The sequence below is a fragment of the Acidovorax sp. T1 genome, assembly GCF_002176815.1.
GTDB lineage: Bacteria > Pseudomonadota > Gammaproteobacteria > Burkholderiales > Burkholderiaceae_C > Acidovorax.
In genome coordinates, this window is the sequence record NZ_CP021649.1 from 121,696 (window position 1) to 137,536 (window position 15,841).

The 15,841-nt window shown below is 59.7% G+C and carries 16 protein-coding genes; 12 read left to right on the plus strand and 4 right to left on the minus strand.

All coding sequences use genetic code 11. The features are described from left to right. Window positions 1-82: 82 nt before the first annotated feature. Together CCX87_RS19555 and CCX87_RS19560 are read left to right on the plus strand one after the other, a co-directional pair. Complete coding sequence (locus CCX87_RS19555) at window positions 83-1,129, plus strand: YVTN family beta-propeller repeat protein (protein WP_087748589.1); 1,047 nt, start codon at window positions 83-85, stop codon at window positions 1,127-1,129. Window positions 1,130-1,209: 80 nt separating this feature from the next. Next, window positions 1,210-1,794, plus strand: a complete 585-nt coding sequence (locus tag CCX87_RS19560) for a hypothetical protein (protein WP_087748571.1) — start codon at window positions 1,210-1,212, stop codon at window positions 1,792-1,794. A 242-nt stretch (window positions 1,795-2,036) separates the two neighbouring features. On the opposite strand, the gene CCX87_RS19565 is transcribed toward CCX87_RS19560, so the two are convergent. After that, window positions 2,037-2,372 (minus strand): YnfA family protein, encoded by a 336-nt coding sequence (locus CCX87_RS19565; protein ID WP_087748572.1) that lies wholly within the window; start codon window positions 2,370-2,372, stop codon window positions 2,037-2,039. Window positions 2,373-2,374: 2 nt separating this feature from the next. Further along, window positions 2,375-2,782 (minus strand): Hg(II)-responsive transcriptional regulator, encoded by a 408-nt coding sequence (gene merR, locus CCX87_RS19570; protein WP_087748573.1) that lies wholly within the window; start codon window positions 2,780-2,782, stop codon window positions 2,375-2,377. 42 nt (window positions 2,783-2,824) lie between these two features. Between merR and merT the strand changes: the two genes are divergently transcribed. From merT to CCX87_RS19615, 10 genes are all read left to right on the plus strand, one after another. Further along, window positions 2,825-3,196 (plus strand): mercuric ion transporter MerT, encoded by a 372-nt coding sequence (merT, locus tag CCX87_RS19575; RefSeq protein ID WP_087748574.1) that lies wholly within the window; start codon window positions 2,825-2,827, stop codon window positions 3,194-3,196. Between the two features lie 12 nt (window positions 3,197-3,208). Further along, window positions 3,209-3,493 (plus strand): mercury resistance system periplasmic binding protein MerP, encoded by a 285-nt coding sequence (gene merP, locus CCX87_RS19580; protein ID WP_087748590.1) that lies wholly within the window; start codon window positions 3,209-3,211, stop codon window positions 3,491-3,493. After that, window positions 3,490-3,711: a GDCCVxC domain-containing (seleno)protein gene (locus CCX87_RS21455; RefSeq protein WP_087748575.1), complete on the plus strand. Its 222-nt coding sequence runs from the start codon at window positions 3,490-3,492 to the stop codon at window positions 3,709-3,711. Before merP ends, CCX87_RS21455 begins: the two co-directional genes overlap by 4 nt. A gap of 432 nt (window positions 3,712-4,143) precedes the next feature. Then, complete coding sequence (locus tag CCX87_RS21170; RefSeq protein WP_198314822.1) at window positions 4,144-4,281, plus strand: hypothetical protein; 138 nt, start codon at window positions 4,144-4,146, stop codon at window positions 4,279-4,281. Then, window positions 4,278-5,558 (plus strand): MgtC/SapB family protein, encoded by a 1,281-nt coding sequence (locus CCX87_RS19590; RefSeq protein WP_087748576.1) that lies wholly within the window; start codon window positions 4,278-4,280, stop codon window positions 5,556-5,558. Before CCX87_RS21170 ends, CCX87_RS19590 begins: the two co-directional genes overlap by 4 nt. Before the next feature lie 56 nt (window positions 5,559-5,614). Next, window positions 5,615-5,872: a DUF2789 domain-containing protein gene (locus tag CCX87_RS19595; RefSeq protein WP_086926362.1), complete on the plus strand. Its 258-nt coding sequence runs from the start codon at window positions 5,615-5,617 to the stop codon at window positions 5,870-5,872. Then, window positions 5,862-7,133, plus strand: coding sequence for a TolC family protein (locus CCX87_RS19600; protein ID WP_369825320.1), 1,272 nt, complete (start codon window positions 5,862-5,864; stop codon window positions 7,131-7,133). The genes CCX87_RS19595 and CCX87_RS19600 overlap by 11 nt, the downstream gene beginning before the upstream one ends. After that, window positions 7,130-8,743 (plus strand): efflux RND transporter periplasmic adaptor subunit, encoded by a 1,614-nt coding sequence (locus CCX87_RS19605; RefSeq protein WP_024815540.1) that lies wholly within the window; start codon window positions 7,130-7,132, stop codon window positions 8,741-8,743. The genes CCX87_RS19600 and CCX87_RS19605 overlap by 4 nt, the downstream gene beginning before the upstream one ends. 15 nt (window positions 8,744-8,758) lie before the next feature. Then, the gene (locus tag CCX87_RS19610) at window positions 8,759-11,938 is read left to right on the plus strand and encodes an efflux RND transporter permease subunit (protein ID WP_024815539.1); all 3,180 of its coding nucleotides are present in this window, start codon (window positions 8,759-8,761) and stop codon (window positions 11,936-11,938) included. 147 nt (window positions 11,939-12,085) lie between these two features. Continuing rightward, the gene (locus CCX87_RS19615; protein ID WP_087748577.1) at window positions 12,086-13,735 is read left to right on the plus strand and encodes a hypothetical protein; all 1,650 of its coding nucleotides are present in this window, start codon (window positions 12,086-12,088) and stop codon (window positions 13,733-13,735) included. A 175-nt stretch (window positions 13,736-13,910) separates the two neighbouring features. On the opposite strand, the gene CCX87_RS19620 is transcribed toward CCX87_RS19615, so the two are convergent. Together CCX87_RS19620 and CCX87_RS19625 are read right to left on the minus strand one after the other, a co-directional pair. Continuing rightward, window positions 13,911-14,150 (minus strand): hypothetical protein, encoded by a 240-nt coding sequence (locus CCX87_RS19620; RefSeq protein WP_005795304.1) that lies wholly within the window; start codon window positions 14,148-14,150, stop codon window positions 13,911-13,913. Window positions 14,151-14,331: 181 nt separating this feature from the next. Further along, window positions 14,332-15,804, minus strand: coding sequence for a Tn3 family transposase (locus CCX87_RS19625; RefSeq protein ID WP_442857488.1), 1,473 nt, complete (start codon window positions 15,802-15,804; stop codon window positions 14,332-14,334). Window positions 15,805-15,841 lie beyond the last annotated feature (37 nt).

Below are 15,841 nucleotides of genomic sequence, written 5' to 3' on the forward strand. Positions count from 1 at the left end.
TGGAAAAAACGGTGACGGCTATACCGGACCACAAAGTGGACATAGCCCTGATCTAGGGGCCGTTTCTCAACAAGGATTGATCATGATGAGAAGAAAAATCAACTGGCTTTCGACAGCGGTCCAGATCGGCCTGCTGGCCTGGTCTGGAACCACGTTGGCCGCCGACCAAGTGTATGTGGCCAATGAAAACGCTGACACGGTCAGCGTCCTCGATGCGGAATCGTTGAATACGCTGACGAACGTGCGCGTCGGCAAGATGCCCCACAACGTGCAAGTGTCGCCCGACGGCAAGCTCGTATGGGTGACCAACAACGGCGAGCCTGACCAGGTAGCAGACGTTTCTGCGCACAAGGGCATGGCCCAAGGCGACCACGATGCGATGGGAAAAGCGGGCGCGATCTGGGCCATCGACACCGCGACCAACGTAGTCGTCGCCAAGGTGCCGGTGGGTATGCACCCAGCCCATGTGGTGGTGTCACCAGACGGCCGCTTTGCCTATGTCACCAATGGCGGCGACAACACGGTCACTGTGATCGACACAGCGGCGCGGAGCCACGTGGCGACGATTCCGGTCGGTCAGTTTCCCCATGGTCTTCGGTTCAGCCCGGATGGCAAGGAGGTCTACGTCGCCAATCTCAAGGGTGGCACGGTATCGGTCATCGACACCGCCAGCCAGAAGGAGATTGCGCAGGTGCCGACCGGCAAAGGTCCGGCCCAGACTGGCTTCACGCCAGACGGCCGTTTGGCCTTTGCCTCGTTGTCGGGCGAAAACGCCATAGCCGTGATAGACCCAGAAACGCGCAAGGTAATTCGCAAGGTTGAGGTAGGAACGGTGCCGATTCAGTTGTATGCCACGCCTGACTCGCGCACGCTCCTGGTGGCCAACCAGGGTACGCGCAAGATGCCGGGCAAGACCGTCAGCATGATTGACCTGGAGACTTTCAAGGTCGTCAAGACAGTCGTAACTGGCGCTGGTGCTCATGGCGTGGTTGTTGATCGTGACGGGCGGTACGCCTATGTGACGAACATCTACGCCAATTCGGTTTCCGTGCTTGATGTGAAAGACCGCAAGGTAACGAAGACCGTTCCTGTCGGTAAGGCACCCAACGGCATCAGCGTAACGCCTTGAGTGGGGCCCGTCGCCTACACCGGTACGTACGGTACACAAAAAAGTAGAACCAGCCAGCGCCAGCCTTGCCGTATGTCCAAATGACGGTCATCGATATTCGAATTCAACGAATCACGCAGCTTTACGATTCTCTGGACCCTTCACCGCTCCATGAGAAAACACTGAGCCATGCCGTTAAAAACTATATTGTCGACTGTGCGGGTGAATATGGTCTAGATGAACCGCTTCGGCTTGTGCTCCATGTCCCGGCGCCGATCAGAGAGTACGAGGCGGAGATCACGCGAGCGATCCACGCGCACTTTCAGGCGCAGCATGCACAGTGCAGGCGCCGGTATCGCCGAAGGGTGCGACAGGGCATGCGCTTACTGTTCACGGGACTTGCCGTTCTGGCGACGACGCTGCTTGCACGAGCCTTATTGGTTAATCCTGGCAACAGCAAAGTGCTTATTGCCATTAGCGAAGGCTTGTTGATTATTGGCTGGGTGGCAATGTGGCGCCCGATCGAGGTCCTCTTGTTCGAGCGTGCAGAGAACCACCAAAACATGGCACTTTTTGAGCGTCTTTCCCAAATCGGCGTGGAGTTCGCCCCTGAAGAGACCGCGGTGGACCCGGGGGATAAAAGTGGCGAGACCAGTGACCTACGGGCACCGGGTTTACTGCCTTGACGGCGGGAATACTTGGAGAACCCAACAAGAGGTAGCGTTGTTATACAAGCCAGCACCGTAAGTTCTCTTTTTCATTGAGAGTCTGAACTCTGGGCGGCCGGAGCAACGGAAATACGGATCCTCTGTTGGCGTCTTGACCGTGCAAGGGCAGAAGTCCGCTGTTTTCGCGAGTTGGAGGGCAGACGGTTGCGTTTTTCATCTGGATTAGCGGAGACGACCGAGAACGGAGAGCTCCGGGAACGTCAAGTATCCGTCGCAGGTTGCAGGGCGATCACCGACATGCCGGCCAGCGCGATGGCCGCTCCCACGAAGTCCCAACGGGTCAAGGCAACACCGTCGACGACGTGCAACCAGACCAGCGCCACGGCGATGTACATCCCGCCGTAAGCCGCATAGGTTCGCCCGGCAGCTGTCGGGTGCAAGGTCAGCAGCCAAGCGAACAACGTCAAGGAAACGGCAGCCGGCAAGAGCAGCCATGCCGACTTGCCCTGCTTTACGACCAGCCAGGGCAAGTAGCAGCCAACGATTTCAGCTACTGCCGTCACCGCAAACAGAATGGCAACTTTCAAGAGTTCCATCGTCACGCTTCCTGCAGCGCCTGGATCATCGGGCAACGCACCTGTCCCCTTGCGGCGCAGCAGCGCTGCACCAGTGCTTCCAGGACTGCCTCAATGCGGTGGAGATCGGCGAGCTTGGCGCGCACATCCCTGAGCTTGCGTTCGGCTTGTTCGCGGGCCTCGGGGCAATGCGACCCGTCCTCGAGCTTCAGCAAGTCCCCGACTTCGTCAAGGCTGAAACCCAGCCGTTGCGCCGATTTAATAAAGCGTACCCGGGCCAGATTTGCCTCGCCGTAGCGGCGGATGCCGCCCAGGGGGCGGTCGGGCTCTTGCACTAAGCCCTTGCGCTGGTAGAAGCGGATCGTCTCAACATTGACCCCAGCGGCCTCGGCTAAGCCACCGATGGTCAGGGTTTCGGTTAGTTCATTCATGGCACTTGACTCCGTACTTAACTACGGAAGTAAGCTTAAACGATGAAACCCGATTCCCCAACTGAAACTCGAAGCGGCGGCGGGCGTGGTGCGCTGTTAACCGGCGGTCTGGCGGCCATCCTCGCCTCCACTTGCTGCCTCGGGCCTTTGGTGTTGATTACGCTTGGCGTCTCCGGGGCATGGATTAGCAATTTGACCCTGCTCGAACCCTATCGGCCCATGTTCATCGGTGCCGCGCTTGTGGCACTGTTTTTTGCGTACAGGCGGATATGGCGAGCGCCAGCAGCCTGTGAGGCTGGGCAGGCTTGCGCGCTACAGCAAGTCAACCGAAGCCACAAGTCGTTGTTCTGGACCGTGGTGGCGCTAGTCATCGTCGCGCTCGGATTCCCGCTGATCGCTCCCTGGTTTTACTGAATGGAGATTGCTATGAAAAAACTCGTTGCTCTGGCCATGGTGGCCGCTTCTGCTTCGCCCCTCTGGGCTACCACGCAGAGTGTCACGCTGTCCGTGCCCGATATGAACTGCGCCACCTGCCCGATCACAGTCAAGAAGGCGCTTACCAAGGTATCCGGCGTCAGCAAGATCGACGTGAATCTGGATCGGCGCGAGGCCAAGGTGACGTTCGATGATACGAAGGCGAATGTCGAGGTCCTCACACGCGCCACTAGGAACGCAGGGTATCCCGCGACCGTGTTGGGAGACGCCAAGTGACTGCGGTGATACTGGAATCGACGCTGACCTGCCCCGAGTGCGGCCACGCCAAGACAGAGACGATGCCCACGGACGCCTGCCAGTGGTTCTACGAGTGCGAGCAATGTCACACCGTGCTAAAGCCCAAGTCGGGTGACTGCTGTGCGTACTGTTCTTACGGCTCAGTGCCTTGTCCGCCGATCCAGGAACGTGGCAAGGGTGGCTGCTGCAGCGGCTGACGCTTTCCAATGACACGCTCACTGCCGCACCGTTTGTGCAGACTCCAATGAAGCTGGGGGCCAACTGTGCCGATCGGGCGATCCGGCCGGCGCGAACCCAAGATTGGCTGCGTGCCCCAAACTCTTAACGAATGAGTCAAGCGTCACGAGATCAATTCGGGCGCCAGGGACGCCATCACCACATCCAAGTTGAACTTCCGCAACACTGTTGTGCGGGCCCATGTGGCCATCAAACGCGCCAACGTTCATCGGTGGCTGATATGCCACGCTCCAAGAAGTGCATGACAAAGATGTAATCTTTGAAACATATTCCGGTCAGCCTTGGTCTCGCAAAATGCATAACGTGCATTCACACAAGGTAGGTGGATACCAATGCGAAGTACAACAACCTGAAAATCAGTGACCGAGGGTGCGATGCTGCGTGAGGAACTTATGCTGAGCCTGGATTGGACCGATGAGGTGGCGCTGTTCAATGGAGACTCGCGTTATACCGGTAGTGCGGTCCTGGTGCCTGGCATGCGCAAGATCGTGCATGCGGCTACGCAGGCCATCAACGTAGAGCACCGATGAACAGCTACGAACTCCCCCCGGGCGCCCCGGGCTTGGTTGCCGCGCTTGCTGTCGGTCTGGTGATTGGCCTGGAGCGCGGCTGGCACGATCGCGAATTGCCGGAGGGTGGACGTGTTGCAGGCCTGCGCACCTTTGCGCTGACCGGACTGCTCGGTGGCGTGCTTGGGCATCTGCAGCCAGATTTCGGCGCCTGGCCTTTGCTGGGTGCGCTGCTCGGACTCGCTCTGCTGCTGACAGTGTCCTACGTCCGAAATGCCGAACTGTCGGGCAACCTGAGTGCCACAACCCCTGTGGCGATGCTACTGACTTTGGTCCTGGGTGCCTTTGCGGCGCACGGCAACATCACCCTGGCTTTGTCGGCTGCGGTGATTGGCGCTGTGTTGCTCGACCTCAAGCCGACCTTGCACGGTTGGCTGCGCTTGATCGATCACCGCGAGCTGACGGCATCGCTTCAGCTGCTGGTTTTGTCCATGGTCATCCTCCCCTACCTGCCCAATACCGGCCTGGGGCCCTACGCCGCGCTCAATCCATACCAGCTGTGGTGGGCAGTCATTTTGATTGCGGGCCTGTCGCTGACGGGGCACTTCGCCATGCGGATCACGGGCGCGCAAAGGGGGGTGCTGTGGACCGGGATCCTGGGAGGGCTGGCCTCTTCCACGGCCGCCACATTGGCTTTGGCTCGCTATGCACGCGAGCAGCCTTCGCTGGCCGGCGCCGCGGTAGCCGGCACTCTGGCCGCTTGTGGTGTCATGTTCTTTCGCATGGTCGTTCTGCTGGGCGTCATCCGGCCGACGCTGTTGTCCACCTTCGGCAGCGCTCTGGTGGTCACTGGCGTGGTGCTGCTGTGTATGGCGCTATGGCGGTGGCGCAAGTTGGACCGCACGGTCGTGGGGGAGGGCGCTGTCGGCGCGATGGCGCCATTCGACCTGGGTACCGCGCTTGGCTTTGGTGTGCTGCTCGCTGTCATGAGCGTCCTGGTGCCCGCGGCAAAGCAATGGCTGGACACCAGTGGCCTCTACGTGCTGTCGGCGGTTTCTGGCCTGGCGGACGTGGATGCGATCTTGATCTCGCTCGCTCGGCTGCACGGTGCCGGGGGATTGTCCACGGTCGCCACCGTCACGGCGCTCGGTCTCGCGACGCTGGCAAACATGGTGGCCAAGGTCGGCATCGCCTGGACGACGGGTGGAGCGCAGGTCGGTAAATCGGTTGTTTTCGGCTACCTGGGCGCGATGGCGTCGGGAGTGGTCGTATTGGTGTTGAGCTTGACGTTTTCGTGAGCGTCCACCGGCCACGTCTTCAGAATTTTTGTATTTAAACAATAGGGACCACCGCTATGGAAAAGTCATTTCATCGCTTCTCTGAACTATTTGCCCAACTCGGCCTGCGCATGGACGCGGCAGGCATTAGGGAGTTCTTGGAGGAGCACGCTCCACTGCCGCCCGATGTGCTGCTGGCCGATGCGCCATTCTGGACGCCTGCTCAGGCGACTCTGTTGCGCGAAGAGCTTCTGGAGGATGCGGACTGGGCCGAAGTGGTTGACCAGTTGAATGTTGCCTTGCGTGCCGCCAAGGGAGGTCCTGATGCCGAATAGGTTTCGCCTGTCGTTGGGTGTGGTGCTGGTCGCTCTCGCCTTGAGCCCGATGGTTCGGGCCCAGGAGGCCAAGCTGGGATCGAGTGTCGAAGGGTTGCTGCAAGCGGCCAGGGATAGAAACCCAGAAATCGCCAGCATGCGTTTTGATGCGGATGCGGCAGCAGAGCGCGTCGCGCCTGCGGGCGCCTTGCCGGATCCTAAATTCCGAACCGAATTGCGTGACATCACGCGCATGGGAGAACAAAACCCCACGCTATTGCCAGGGCGCGTCGGAAGCACCCGCTACGTGCTGATGCAGGATTTTCCCTGGATGGGCAAACGCGGTCTGAAGCGTGAGGTGGCTGAGTCACAAGCACAAGCTGCGAGAAGCCGTGCAGCAGGCGCCTGGGTTGAACTGGCTGGCAAGATCAAGACGACTTATGCCGAGCTCTATTACCTGGACCAGAACGATCGCTTGTCGCGGGAAATTCTCGACCTGATGGCGCGATTGGAAAAAGTCGCGCAGGTCCGCTATGCGGGCGGGCTTGCTGCGCAACAGGATGTGATCCGTGCGCAGGTGGAGCAGTCCACAATGCGCAACGAACTGATTGCACTGGACGCTGAGCGTCGCCAACTCCAGTCCAAGTTGAATGCGCTCGTGGGGCGTCCGACCTCGGAGATTTTGGCTGCACCCGAGCAGATCCGCGCCTTGCCGTCGCCGGAGCAAGTCAGCTTCGCAGCGCTGGAAGGGCGCGCCCGGATGAACAATCCGCTGCTGCGCACGGAAGAGTCCCAGATCAGGGCGGCCGAGAAGAACCGCGAGCTGACCTACAAGAACCGCTATCCCGACTTCAACGTCGGTATCTCTCCGATTCAGTACCGAGGCTCGATCAAAGAGTGGGAGCTGATGGTCGAGTTGAATATTCCCCTGCAGCAAGATTCGCGGCGCGCCCAGGAGCGGGAGTCCGAGGCCATGTTGGCCGCTGCACGCTCACGCCAGGAAGTCGTCACGAATCAAGTCCTGGCAGACCTTTACGCCAACGTGGCAGGTTTTGAGTCCGCCCGGCGCTCTCTGGCGTTAACGACCGAAAGTCTCTTGCCGCAGTCGGAGTTGACCTTCCGCTCTGCGCTGGCTGGGTACCAGACGGGCAAGGTGGATTTTGCGACCTTGCTGGACGCGCAGCGCCAGATTCGTCAGTCCAAACTGAATCAGATCAAAGCCGGCGTGGAAGCGCAGAAGCGGCTTACCGAAATTGAACGCATCGTGGGAGAAGAACAATGACAACAGGTTTCAAGGCCGGCGTATTCCTGGCTATCGTCGCCGCAGGGTTGGCGGCGGGTGGTGGCTATTGGATGGGACAGCGCCAATCAGAAGCCCGCAGTGGTGACCAGACTGCGTCGCAGGGCGCCTCTGCCGGTCCTACCAAGAAGGAGCGCAAGGTACTTTTTTACCGTAACCCGATGGGGTTGCCCGACACATCTCCCACACCGAAAAAAGATCCAATGGGGATGGACTACATCGCGGTCTACGAGGGAGAGCAGGAAGAAGCAGAAACCAACTCCAATCAAATTCGCATCAGCACCGAAAAGATTCAGAAACTTGGCGTTCGCACCGAGGCGGTGAGTCTTCGCTCTCTGGACAAGGTAGTGCGTGCCGCCGGACGCATTGAACCAGACGAGCGCCAGACCTTCACCATTGCTGCCAAATTTGAGGGCTATGTTGAGCGTCTGCATGCCAACGTTACCGGGCAGACGGTGAACAAGGGGCAGCCACTCTTCGAGGTATATAGCCCCGAACTGGTGTCTGCTCAGCGCGAGTACGCCATCGCGGCACAGGGTGTTGACGCGTTGAAGGATGCCTCTGGTGAGGCACAGCGTGGCATGCGTGAGCTGGCCGACTCCAGCCTGGCGCGGCTTCGCAATTGGGATATCTCGGACGAGCAGGTCAAGACCTTGGCCAAATCCGGCGACGCACGCCGCACGCTGACATTTCGCTCACCAGTGGCAGGGATCATCACCGACAAGAAGGCCATCCAAGGTATGCGATTCATGCCGGGCGAAATGCTCTACCAAGTCGCCAACCTGTCCTCGGTCTGGGTCATCGCCGATGTCTTCGAGCAAGACATCGGCTTGGTCAAGTCGGGGGGCAAGGCCAAGGTGCAAATCAATGCCTACCCAGACAAGGTGTTCCAGGGGACAGTCAGCTATGTGTATCCCACCCTGAAGCCTGAAACCCGAACGGTGCAGGTGCGCGTGGACTTGTCGAACACGGGTGGCTTGCTCAAGCCTGGCATGTTTGCCCAGGTGGAACTTCCGACCGCCAGCAAGGGGGCGGTTTTGACGGTGCCGACTTCGGCCGTGATTGACAGCGGCACGCGCCAGATCGTCCTGGTGCAGCTCAAGGAGGGACGATTCGAACCCCGCGATGTCAAAGTGGGCGCACGCAGCGACGACCGCATTGAAGTCACCGAGGGCGTTCGCGAGGGTGAGCAGGTGGTCATCGCTGCCAATTTCCTGATCGATGCAGAAGCCAACCTCAAGGCGGCCGTGGGCGGCTTTGGGCACTCCTCACATGGAGCTAAGTCGGAAGCACAAGGCACCCCTGATGCGAGCAAGCCCGCTGCCGCCGTCGGGCACCAAGGTGAGGGCAGGGTGGAGGAGTCTGATGCGAAGGCCGGCACGGTGACCATTGCCCATGGTCCCATACCCTCCCTCAAATGGCCCGCAATGTCCATGGAGTTCAAGGTCTCCAACAACGGGCTGATGACGGGCTTGCAACCTGGCACAGCGGTGGTCTTCGAGTTCGTTGAGCGTGGACAGGGTGAATGGGTGGTCACCTCCGTGAAACCCGTGGGCAAAGCGGCGGCCACTCCGCACGCCGGCCATAACTGATCTTCAGGGAACAACATGCTCGCGAAGATCATTGACTGGTCAGGAAGAAACAGCTTCCTGGTGCTGCTTGCCACGCTGTTTGTCATTGTCGCAGGGGTGTTCGCTGTGTTGCGAACGCCTCTGGACGCGCTGCCGGACTTGTCCGACGTTCAGGTCATCGTCTACACCGAATACCCTGGACAAGCGCCCCAGGTGGTTGAGGATCAGGTCACCTATCCCTTGACCACCGCCATGCTGTCGGTACCCAAGTCCAAGGTGGTGCGCGGCTTTTCCTTCTTTGGAGCGTCCTTCGTCTACATCATCTTTGAGGATGACACAGACATCTATTGGGCGCGTTCGCGCGTGCTGGAATACCTCAATTTCGCATCCAGTCGAATGCCCAAGGGGGTCACGCCGCAAATTGGCCCTGATGCCACCGGTGTGGGTTGGGTCTACCAGTACGCTTTGATCGCCAAGGACCGGACGCTGGCCGAGTTGAGAACTTTGCAGGATTGGTACCTGCGCTACCAGCTGACCAAGGCGCATGGCGTCGCTGAGGTGGCATCCGTCGGTGGCTTTGTCCAGACCTACCAGATCACCGTCGACCCGGTGAAGCTGCGGGCCTACGGCATTCCTTTGGCCAAGGTGTCACAGGTCGTGCGCGACTCCAATCGTGACGTCGGCGGCCGTGTGGTGGAGATGGCCGAGACAGAGTACATGGTGCGCGGAAAGGGCTATCTGCGCGGCGCGGCGGACATTGAGAACCTGGTCGTCAAGGCCGAAAAAGGAACACCAGTATTGATTCGAGACATCGCTCGCGTTGAACTCGCTCCCGATGAACGGCGCGGCCTGACCGAACTCAACGGGGAGGGGGAGGTGGTCTCGGGCATCGCCATGGCCCGCTATGGCCAAAACGCCCTGGAAGTCATCCATAACCTGAAGGAGAAAATTACCGAAGTTTCGGCAGGGCTGCCGCAGGGCGTCAGCATCCAGGCTGTTTACGACCGATCTGACCTGATTCATCGGGCCATCGATACGCTCAAGCGAACGCTGATTGAGGAGAGCCTGATCGTTGCCTTGGTCTGCATGGTCTTTCTCATGCACGTCCGTTCAGCCCTCGTGGCTATCTTGATGTTACCCGTAGGGGTGCTGATCTCATTCATCGCGATGCGCTTGCTGGGCATGAATTCCAACCTGATGAGTCTGGGTGGTATCGCCATTGCGATCGGTGCCATGGTGGATGCGGCCATCGTCATGATCGAGAACGCCCATAAACACCTGGAGCGGCTCCCACCCGAGCACAACAGCAAGCAGCGGGTCGAGGCCATGATCGCCGCGTGCAAGGAGGTTGGCCCGGCACTGTTCTTCTCGCTACTGATCATCACCGTGTCGTTTCTGCCCGTGTTCACGCTCGAATCACAGGAGGGGCGCATGTTCTCACCGCTGGCGTTCACCAAGACGTTTTCTATGGCAGGAGCGGCGCTGTTGTCGGTGACGCTGGTGCCGGTGCTCATGATGATTTTCATTCGCGGACGCATCATGCCGGAGTCCCGTAACCCGGTGAACCGGTTCCTGATCTGGGTCTACCGACCCATCATCGCTGGAGTGATGCGCTGGAAGAAGGTGACCATTGCCATTGCCCTGGTCGTGCTTGGGGTGTCGTTCTATCCGGCCAGCAAGCTGGGGTCCGAGTTCATGCCGACGCTCAATGAAGGCACTTTGCTCTACATGCCTGCTTCGCTGCCGGGCATGTCGATCACTAAGGCCGCCGAGTTGCTTCAGACGCAAAACAAGATCATCAAGAGTTTTCCAGAGGTTGAATCGGTCTACGGTAAGGCAGGACGGGCCAACACGGCCACCGACCCAGCACCGACCGAGATGTTCGAGACGGTCATCAACCTCAAGCCGGAGTCAGCGTGGCGATCTGGCATGACCATCGACAAATTGATCGCCGAGATGGACAAGGCGCTGCAGTTTCCTGGCGTCTCCAATGCCTGGACCATGCCCATCAAGGCGCGCATCGACATGCTGTCCACCGGTATCCGCACACCCATTGGTATCAAAGTCTTCGGCAAGGACTTGAACGAAATGGAACGCCTGGCGCGGGAGATCGAGACCGTAGTGAAATCTGTGCCCGGCACCACCTCGGCATTCGCGGAGCGGATCACAGGCGGCTTCTACCTGAACATCGAGCCCGACCGCGCCCAACTGGCACGCTACGGTCTGGCGGTGGGTGATCTCCAGGAGGTCATTGGTACGGCGCTCGGCGGTGACATGGTGACCACCACGGTGGAAGGGCGAGAGCGTTTTGGCGTTACGGTTCGCTACCCACGCGAATTGCGGTCTGACCCGCAGCAGATCGCCCGCGAAGTGCTGGTGCCGACCATGGATGGAGCCATGATTCCGCTGGGCCAGGTTGCCCGCGTGGAGGTGGCCAAGGGCGCCCCTGGCATCCGTACCGAAAATGCGTTGCTATCTGCCTACATTTTTGTGGACATCCGTGAGCGTGACATCGGTGGCTACGTCGCCGAGGCGCGCAAAGCAGTGAATGACCAGGTCAAGTTCCCGCCCGGCTACTACGCCACATGGAGCGGTCAGTTTGAGTCTATGGAGCGTGCCATCGAGAAAATGAAATTCGTTGTGCCAGTAACGCTGTTGCTCATTTTCCTGCTGCTGTACCTGAACTTCAGGCGACTGACGGAGACTTTGATCGTCATGCTGTCGGTGCCGTTCGCGTTGGTTGGCGGCGTCTGGCTGATGTGGTGGCTTGGCTACAACCTCTCTGTCGCAGTTGCTGTGGGCTTCATTGCCCTGGCTGGTGTGGCCGCTGAAACCGGGGTCGTCATGCTGATCTACCTGGACCACGCCTGGGAAGAGATCAAGGAAAAACGCCGCTCTGAAGGGAAAGAGCCAGGAGTTGGTGACCTTTACGAGGCAGTCATGGAGGGCGCCGTAGAGCGTGTTCGTCCCAAAATGATGACGGTCGTTGCCATCATGGCGGGCCTGCTGCCCATCATGTGGGGGACCGGCACCGGCTCGGAAGTGATGAGTCGCATTGCCGCGCCGATGGTCGGTGGCATGATTTCTTCGACCGTGCTCACGCTGGCTGTGATTCCGGCGCTTTACGCACTGGTCAAACAGTTTGAACTTCGAAGACAGCGCGCTTCGGGAACGGATTCACAACCCATCCGACCCACTCTGGGGCTTGATGCATGAGCCATGAGCGCTTCCTTGATGTGCACCAGAAATACGTGCAATGGGCAGAGAAAATCACGCTGCCCCCTGGCGCCGACGCGGGGCGTGGGACAGGCTCTAAAAGGAGGCGCTCTACTTGTTTCACCAACTGCTCTGACTCCTCTCTCAATGCACAACACACCAAACTGCGAGTTGACCTCCTTTGAGAAGCTCAACCGCGACTGCTTCTGTCTGAGCCTGGATCCTGCGGCGCTGGCGGCTGCGCTCGATGCCGAGTTGGGCTCTCCGAGCTTGTCGCAGCTAGTGCGCGACCGATGCCCCTACCTTTTTGCTGCGCAGCCTGTCTTCGTGGCGCGGCCTCCTCTCGAACGAATGGCCCGCGTCGTGCAAGCCATCGAGGCAGTGGTGGCACTCCCGGCCTACCGGGAGCAGGTCTTGGCGGATGCCCCCGCCATTGCGCGGGCCGGCACCGGTGGCTCCCAGGGCGTGTTCTTCGGCTATGACTTCCATCTGGACCAAGACCGTCTCGGTTTGATCGAAATCAACACAAACGCTGGTGGTGCGATGCTGAATGCGGTGCTGGCCCGTGCTCAGCGCAGCTGCTGTCAGGCTGTGCAGGCAATGGTGCCAAGCCGCGGCGCCGTCGCAACGTTCGAGCAGCGGCTGGTGGACATGTTCCGCCGTGAGTGGCGGCTGGCCGGTCACTCACGGCCGTTGGTCTCGATCGCTATCGTGGACGAAGCGCCGCAGCAGCAATACCTGTATCCAGAGTTCCTGCTGTTCCGGCAGCTGTTTGAGCGCCATGGACTGCAGGCCATCATTGTCGATCCCTCCGAGCTGGCGTGCCGTCACGGCAGGCTCTGGCACGGCGAACTCGCCATCGACGTGGTTTACAACCGTGTCACAGATTTCTATCTGGATCTGCCTGCCAACGCCGTGCTGCGGCAGGCTTGGCTGGAACAGGCAGTGGTTCTCACGCCTCATCCGAGGGCGCACGCGCTATACGCCGACAAGCGGCGACTGGCCTTGTTCAGTAACGATGGTGCGCTGCGGGCGCTGGGCGTTGCTGACGACGACAGGCAGGTGCTGCTGGCGAACGTGCCGCGCACCGAAGTGGTCGATGAGGCACATGGTGACCGGCTGTGGGCGACTCGTCGTAGCCTGTTCTTCAAACCCGCAGCGGGCTTCGGCAGCCGCGCCGCGTACCGGGGTGACAAGCTCACGCGCCGGGTCTGGCAGGAGATCATGACAGGAGCCTATGTGGCACAGGCTTTCGTGCCTCCGGGCGAGCGCGTCATTGCGAATGAGGAGGGACAACAGCCCATGAAATTCGATTTGCGCGCCTACGCTTATGCGGGCGACGTTCAGTGGGTTGCTGCACGCGTGTATCAGGGACAAACCACGAACTTCCGCCAGCCGGGCAGTGGCTTTGCCCCCGTCTACACCACCGTGGATGGCTCCGGCCGCGGAATGTGCGACTCGGATGGTGAACACGCGTCCTATGTGTTCCTGCTCGACGAGGCGGGTGAAGTGCACGCCTTGCCGCATGTGCTGTATGTGGCGCTTGCCAGGGGGCAGGCCTTGGCACCGATGTTGGCGGATCAAATTCTGCGCCTGGCGGACTGGTATGTACGGCTTCGGGCCGATGGGGTGCCGGGTGCTGTGGTCAACGAGACCTATGGGTTTGTCCGCTTCGACCGAGAGGGGCGGTTCAAATTGGAGGCTGCGCCAGGAGATGCCGCATGGCCTACTCCTGAGGAGCGCCGACGGATGCAGGAGCTGCTGTTCTCCATAGACCTGGAGCCCAACGGCGCCTGATCATAGGAGCCGGGAGGAGGGTGGGCCGCCCAACGAAGTGAATCATTTGGGTTGCTGCAAGAATGGTCAGACGATGATGCGTGGCTTCTGGCCTGGCACCATGCAGATGGTCACGTCGCATGGGCGAGGACCAACTCCCACCAGATGCACGCAGCGACCAATCCCATCTCAAAAGTTACGGGGCACAGGTTTCTTTGGCGGCTTTTGCGCCATCTTTGCAGGCCTTGACTTCGGCCTCATAACGCGCCTTGCGCAATTGGTTCAGGTATGGCGTCGTCTGTGCGCGCGGGCCATGGTCGAGCTGCAATACGAGTTTCTTGGGAGGGCAGACCTTTTCTTGGTCTGGAGCGGCACTGGCCGAGAGACTGAAGCCAAGGGTCGTGGCGCCAACGAGAGCGATGAGCAAGTATTTCATGATGAACTCCTTGGATAGGAAAACCGAACGTATGAATCGGGGTCTCCTCGTTTTCAGTGCAATAAGTGACGGTACGAAAAGCTAGCACTGGCGCGGAGGTGGTGTTGGTAGATCGTTGATTTCATTGACTTTCCTGTTCACTTTCAAATCTGCGATTCGTGGCGTCAAACCGTGGTCGGTTTCATCCATTGGTGCCAGTTATCGATGCATTTGGCCGCGAAGGCAGGATTTGGTCAGCATAGCGGTCAACCGGGAAGCGAAACACACCCCGCAAGTTGATGCTCTCCAGCCTGGTGGGCGCAATCTTCCCGATCAGTTCCGGTGGAATGACCTGGCGGCGGTTCGACCAGCGATCCAGGACCGCCTGCATCTGTGAGGTATTCCACGCCATCACGATGTTGGCCATCAGGCTCAACGCATCGGCCACAGCCTGCATTTCATCGACACGTTTGGCCTGCGCCGGGCTGATCCGGCCGGTATAAATGGCGCGCTTGAGGGCGTTAACAGCCTCGCCCCGATTGAGCACCCGGCGCAACTCGTTCCTGAAAGCGTCCTTGACAAAGTAGTCAGCCAAAAACGCCGTACGCAGCAACCGCCCCAATTGCACGCCAGCCTCATAGATTGGATCGCCCTGGGCGGCAGAACCGAACCGCGCAAGAGCTGCCACCGCACTGGCATGTCCGCTCATGACCGAGGCTGCCAGGTGCACCAGACTATCCCAATGCTTTTCGATCAAAGCGACGTCGACATTGGCTTCGCACACCGCAGCGATTTCTGCGGGCACTTTGGTGCCGCGTGGCACAAAGAGGTGGCGCTGTTTGAGTTCCTTCAACCGCGGGCAAAGATCAAAACCAAGCAAACGGGCATGTGACATGGCAAAGTCGGTGTAGCCATGGGTATCCACAGCAAGCTGGCTGGTCTCCAGCTTTTCTTGGCGGATGACACCTTCAATGGCCACGCTCGCCTGGCGCTCATTGAGCACAAAGGGCTGCGCATGGAAGATGCCCCACCGGTCTTTTACATGGGAGTAGATTCCAATGGAAGGTGTGTTGCGCCGAGGATCAAGCCGGGCTTGCCACACCCGTTTGGTGGTCTCCATGCTCATCATGTCAGAAGATGCCAAATCGGACCGCCCCCAGGTGGCGGCAATCGGGTGTCGCTGCATGAATTCCAGCACAGCCTGGCAGGCCTGGCTCAGACGCCGTTCGTCCCGCGCCCAGCGCATGGCCTGGCGAATGCTGGTGGCAGACAATTGCGGAATCATGCGCGCGCATTCGACCGCAGTCAGACTGGTGCCGTGGGCCATGATGCCGGCATAGACCATCAGCAGCTCGTCGGTAGAGCGCGGCTCACGTCCGAGCATGATCCAGCTAAAGCGCACCTGGGCGTCAACGGCCAGAATCACTTCCGGCAATTGAACCTCACCGATGCGGTGATCCAAAGCCGCGCGCAGCTTGGTCACTTCTGGGTCTTCGTCCTCTGCGGGCAATGGCGACAAATGGAGTTCATCATCCACGCGCAGTACGCCACTGCGGGCTGCAGCGGCCACCGCATCGACACCGGCAGTTACTCTGGCCAGCAAAGGCTTCAAGAAAGTGGCAGCCTTGCTGGGTAACGATAGACGGGCATAGGGGTAATCTCGGTTTTTGAGCAAAACCTGAAATCACCCGCAAAAAATCAAGTGATATCAA

Coding starts and splice junctions, on each gene's coding strand:
- CCX87_RS19555 (WP_087748589.1), top strand. CDS start 83: ATGATGAGAAGAAAAATCAACTGGCTTTCGACAGCGGTCCAGATCGGC.
- CCX87_RS19560 (WP_087748571.1), top strand. CDS start 1,210: ATGACGGTCATCGATATTCGAATTCAACGAATCACGCAGCTTTACGAT.
- CCX87_RS19565 (WP_087748572.1), bottom strand. CDS start 2,372: ATGGAACTCTTGAAAGTTGCCATTCTGTTTGCGGTGACGGCAGTAGCT.
- merR (WP_087748573.1), bottom strand. CDS start 2,782: ATGAATGAACTAACCGAAACCCTGACCATCGGTGGCTTAGCCGAGGCC.
- merT (WP_087748574.1), top strand. CDS start 2,825: ATGAAACCCGATTCCCCAACTGAAACTCGAAGCGGCGGCGGGCGTGGT.
- merP (WP_087748590.1), top strand. CDS start 3,209: ATGAAAAAACTCGTTGCTCTGGCCATGGTGGCCGCTTCTGCTTCGCCC.
- CCX87_RS21170 (WP_198314822.1), top strand. CDS start 4,144: ATGCTGAGCCTGGATTGGACCGATGAGGTGGCGCTGTTCAATGGAGAC.
- CCX87_RS19590 (WP_087748576.1), top strand. CDS start 4,278: ATGAACAGCTACGAACTCCCCCCGGGCGCCCCGGGCTTGGTTGCCGCG.
- CCX87_RS19595 (WP_086926362.1), top strand. CDS start 5,615: ATGGAAAAGTCATTTCATCGCTTCTCTGAACTATTTGCCCAACTCGGC.
- CCX87_RS19600 (WP_369825320.1), top strand. CDS start 5,862: ATGCCGAATAGGTTTCGCCTGTCGTTGGGTGTGGTGCTGGTCGCTCTC.
- CCX87_RS19605 (WP_024815540.1), top strand. CDS start 7,130: ATGACAACAGGTTTCAAGGCCGGCGTATTCCTGGCTATCGTCGCCGCA.
- CCX87_RS19610 (WP_024815539.1), top strand. CDS start 8,759: ATGCTCGCGAAGATCATTGACTGGTCAGGAAGAAACAGCTTCCTGGTG.
- CCX87_RS19615 (WP_087748577.1), top strand. CDS start 12,086: ATGCACAACACACCAAACTGCGAGTTGACCTCCTTTGAGAAGCTCAAC.
- CCX87_RS19620 (WP_005795304.1), bottom strand. CDS start 14,150: ATGAAATACTTGCTCATCGCTCTCGTTGGCGCCACGACCCTTGGCTTC.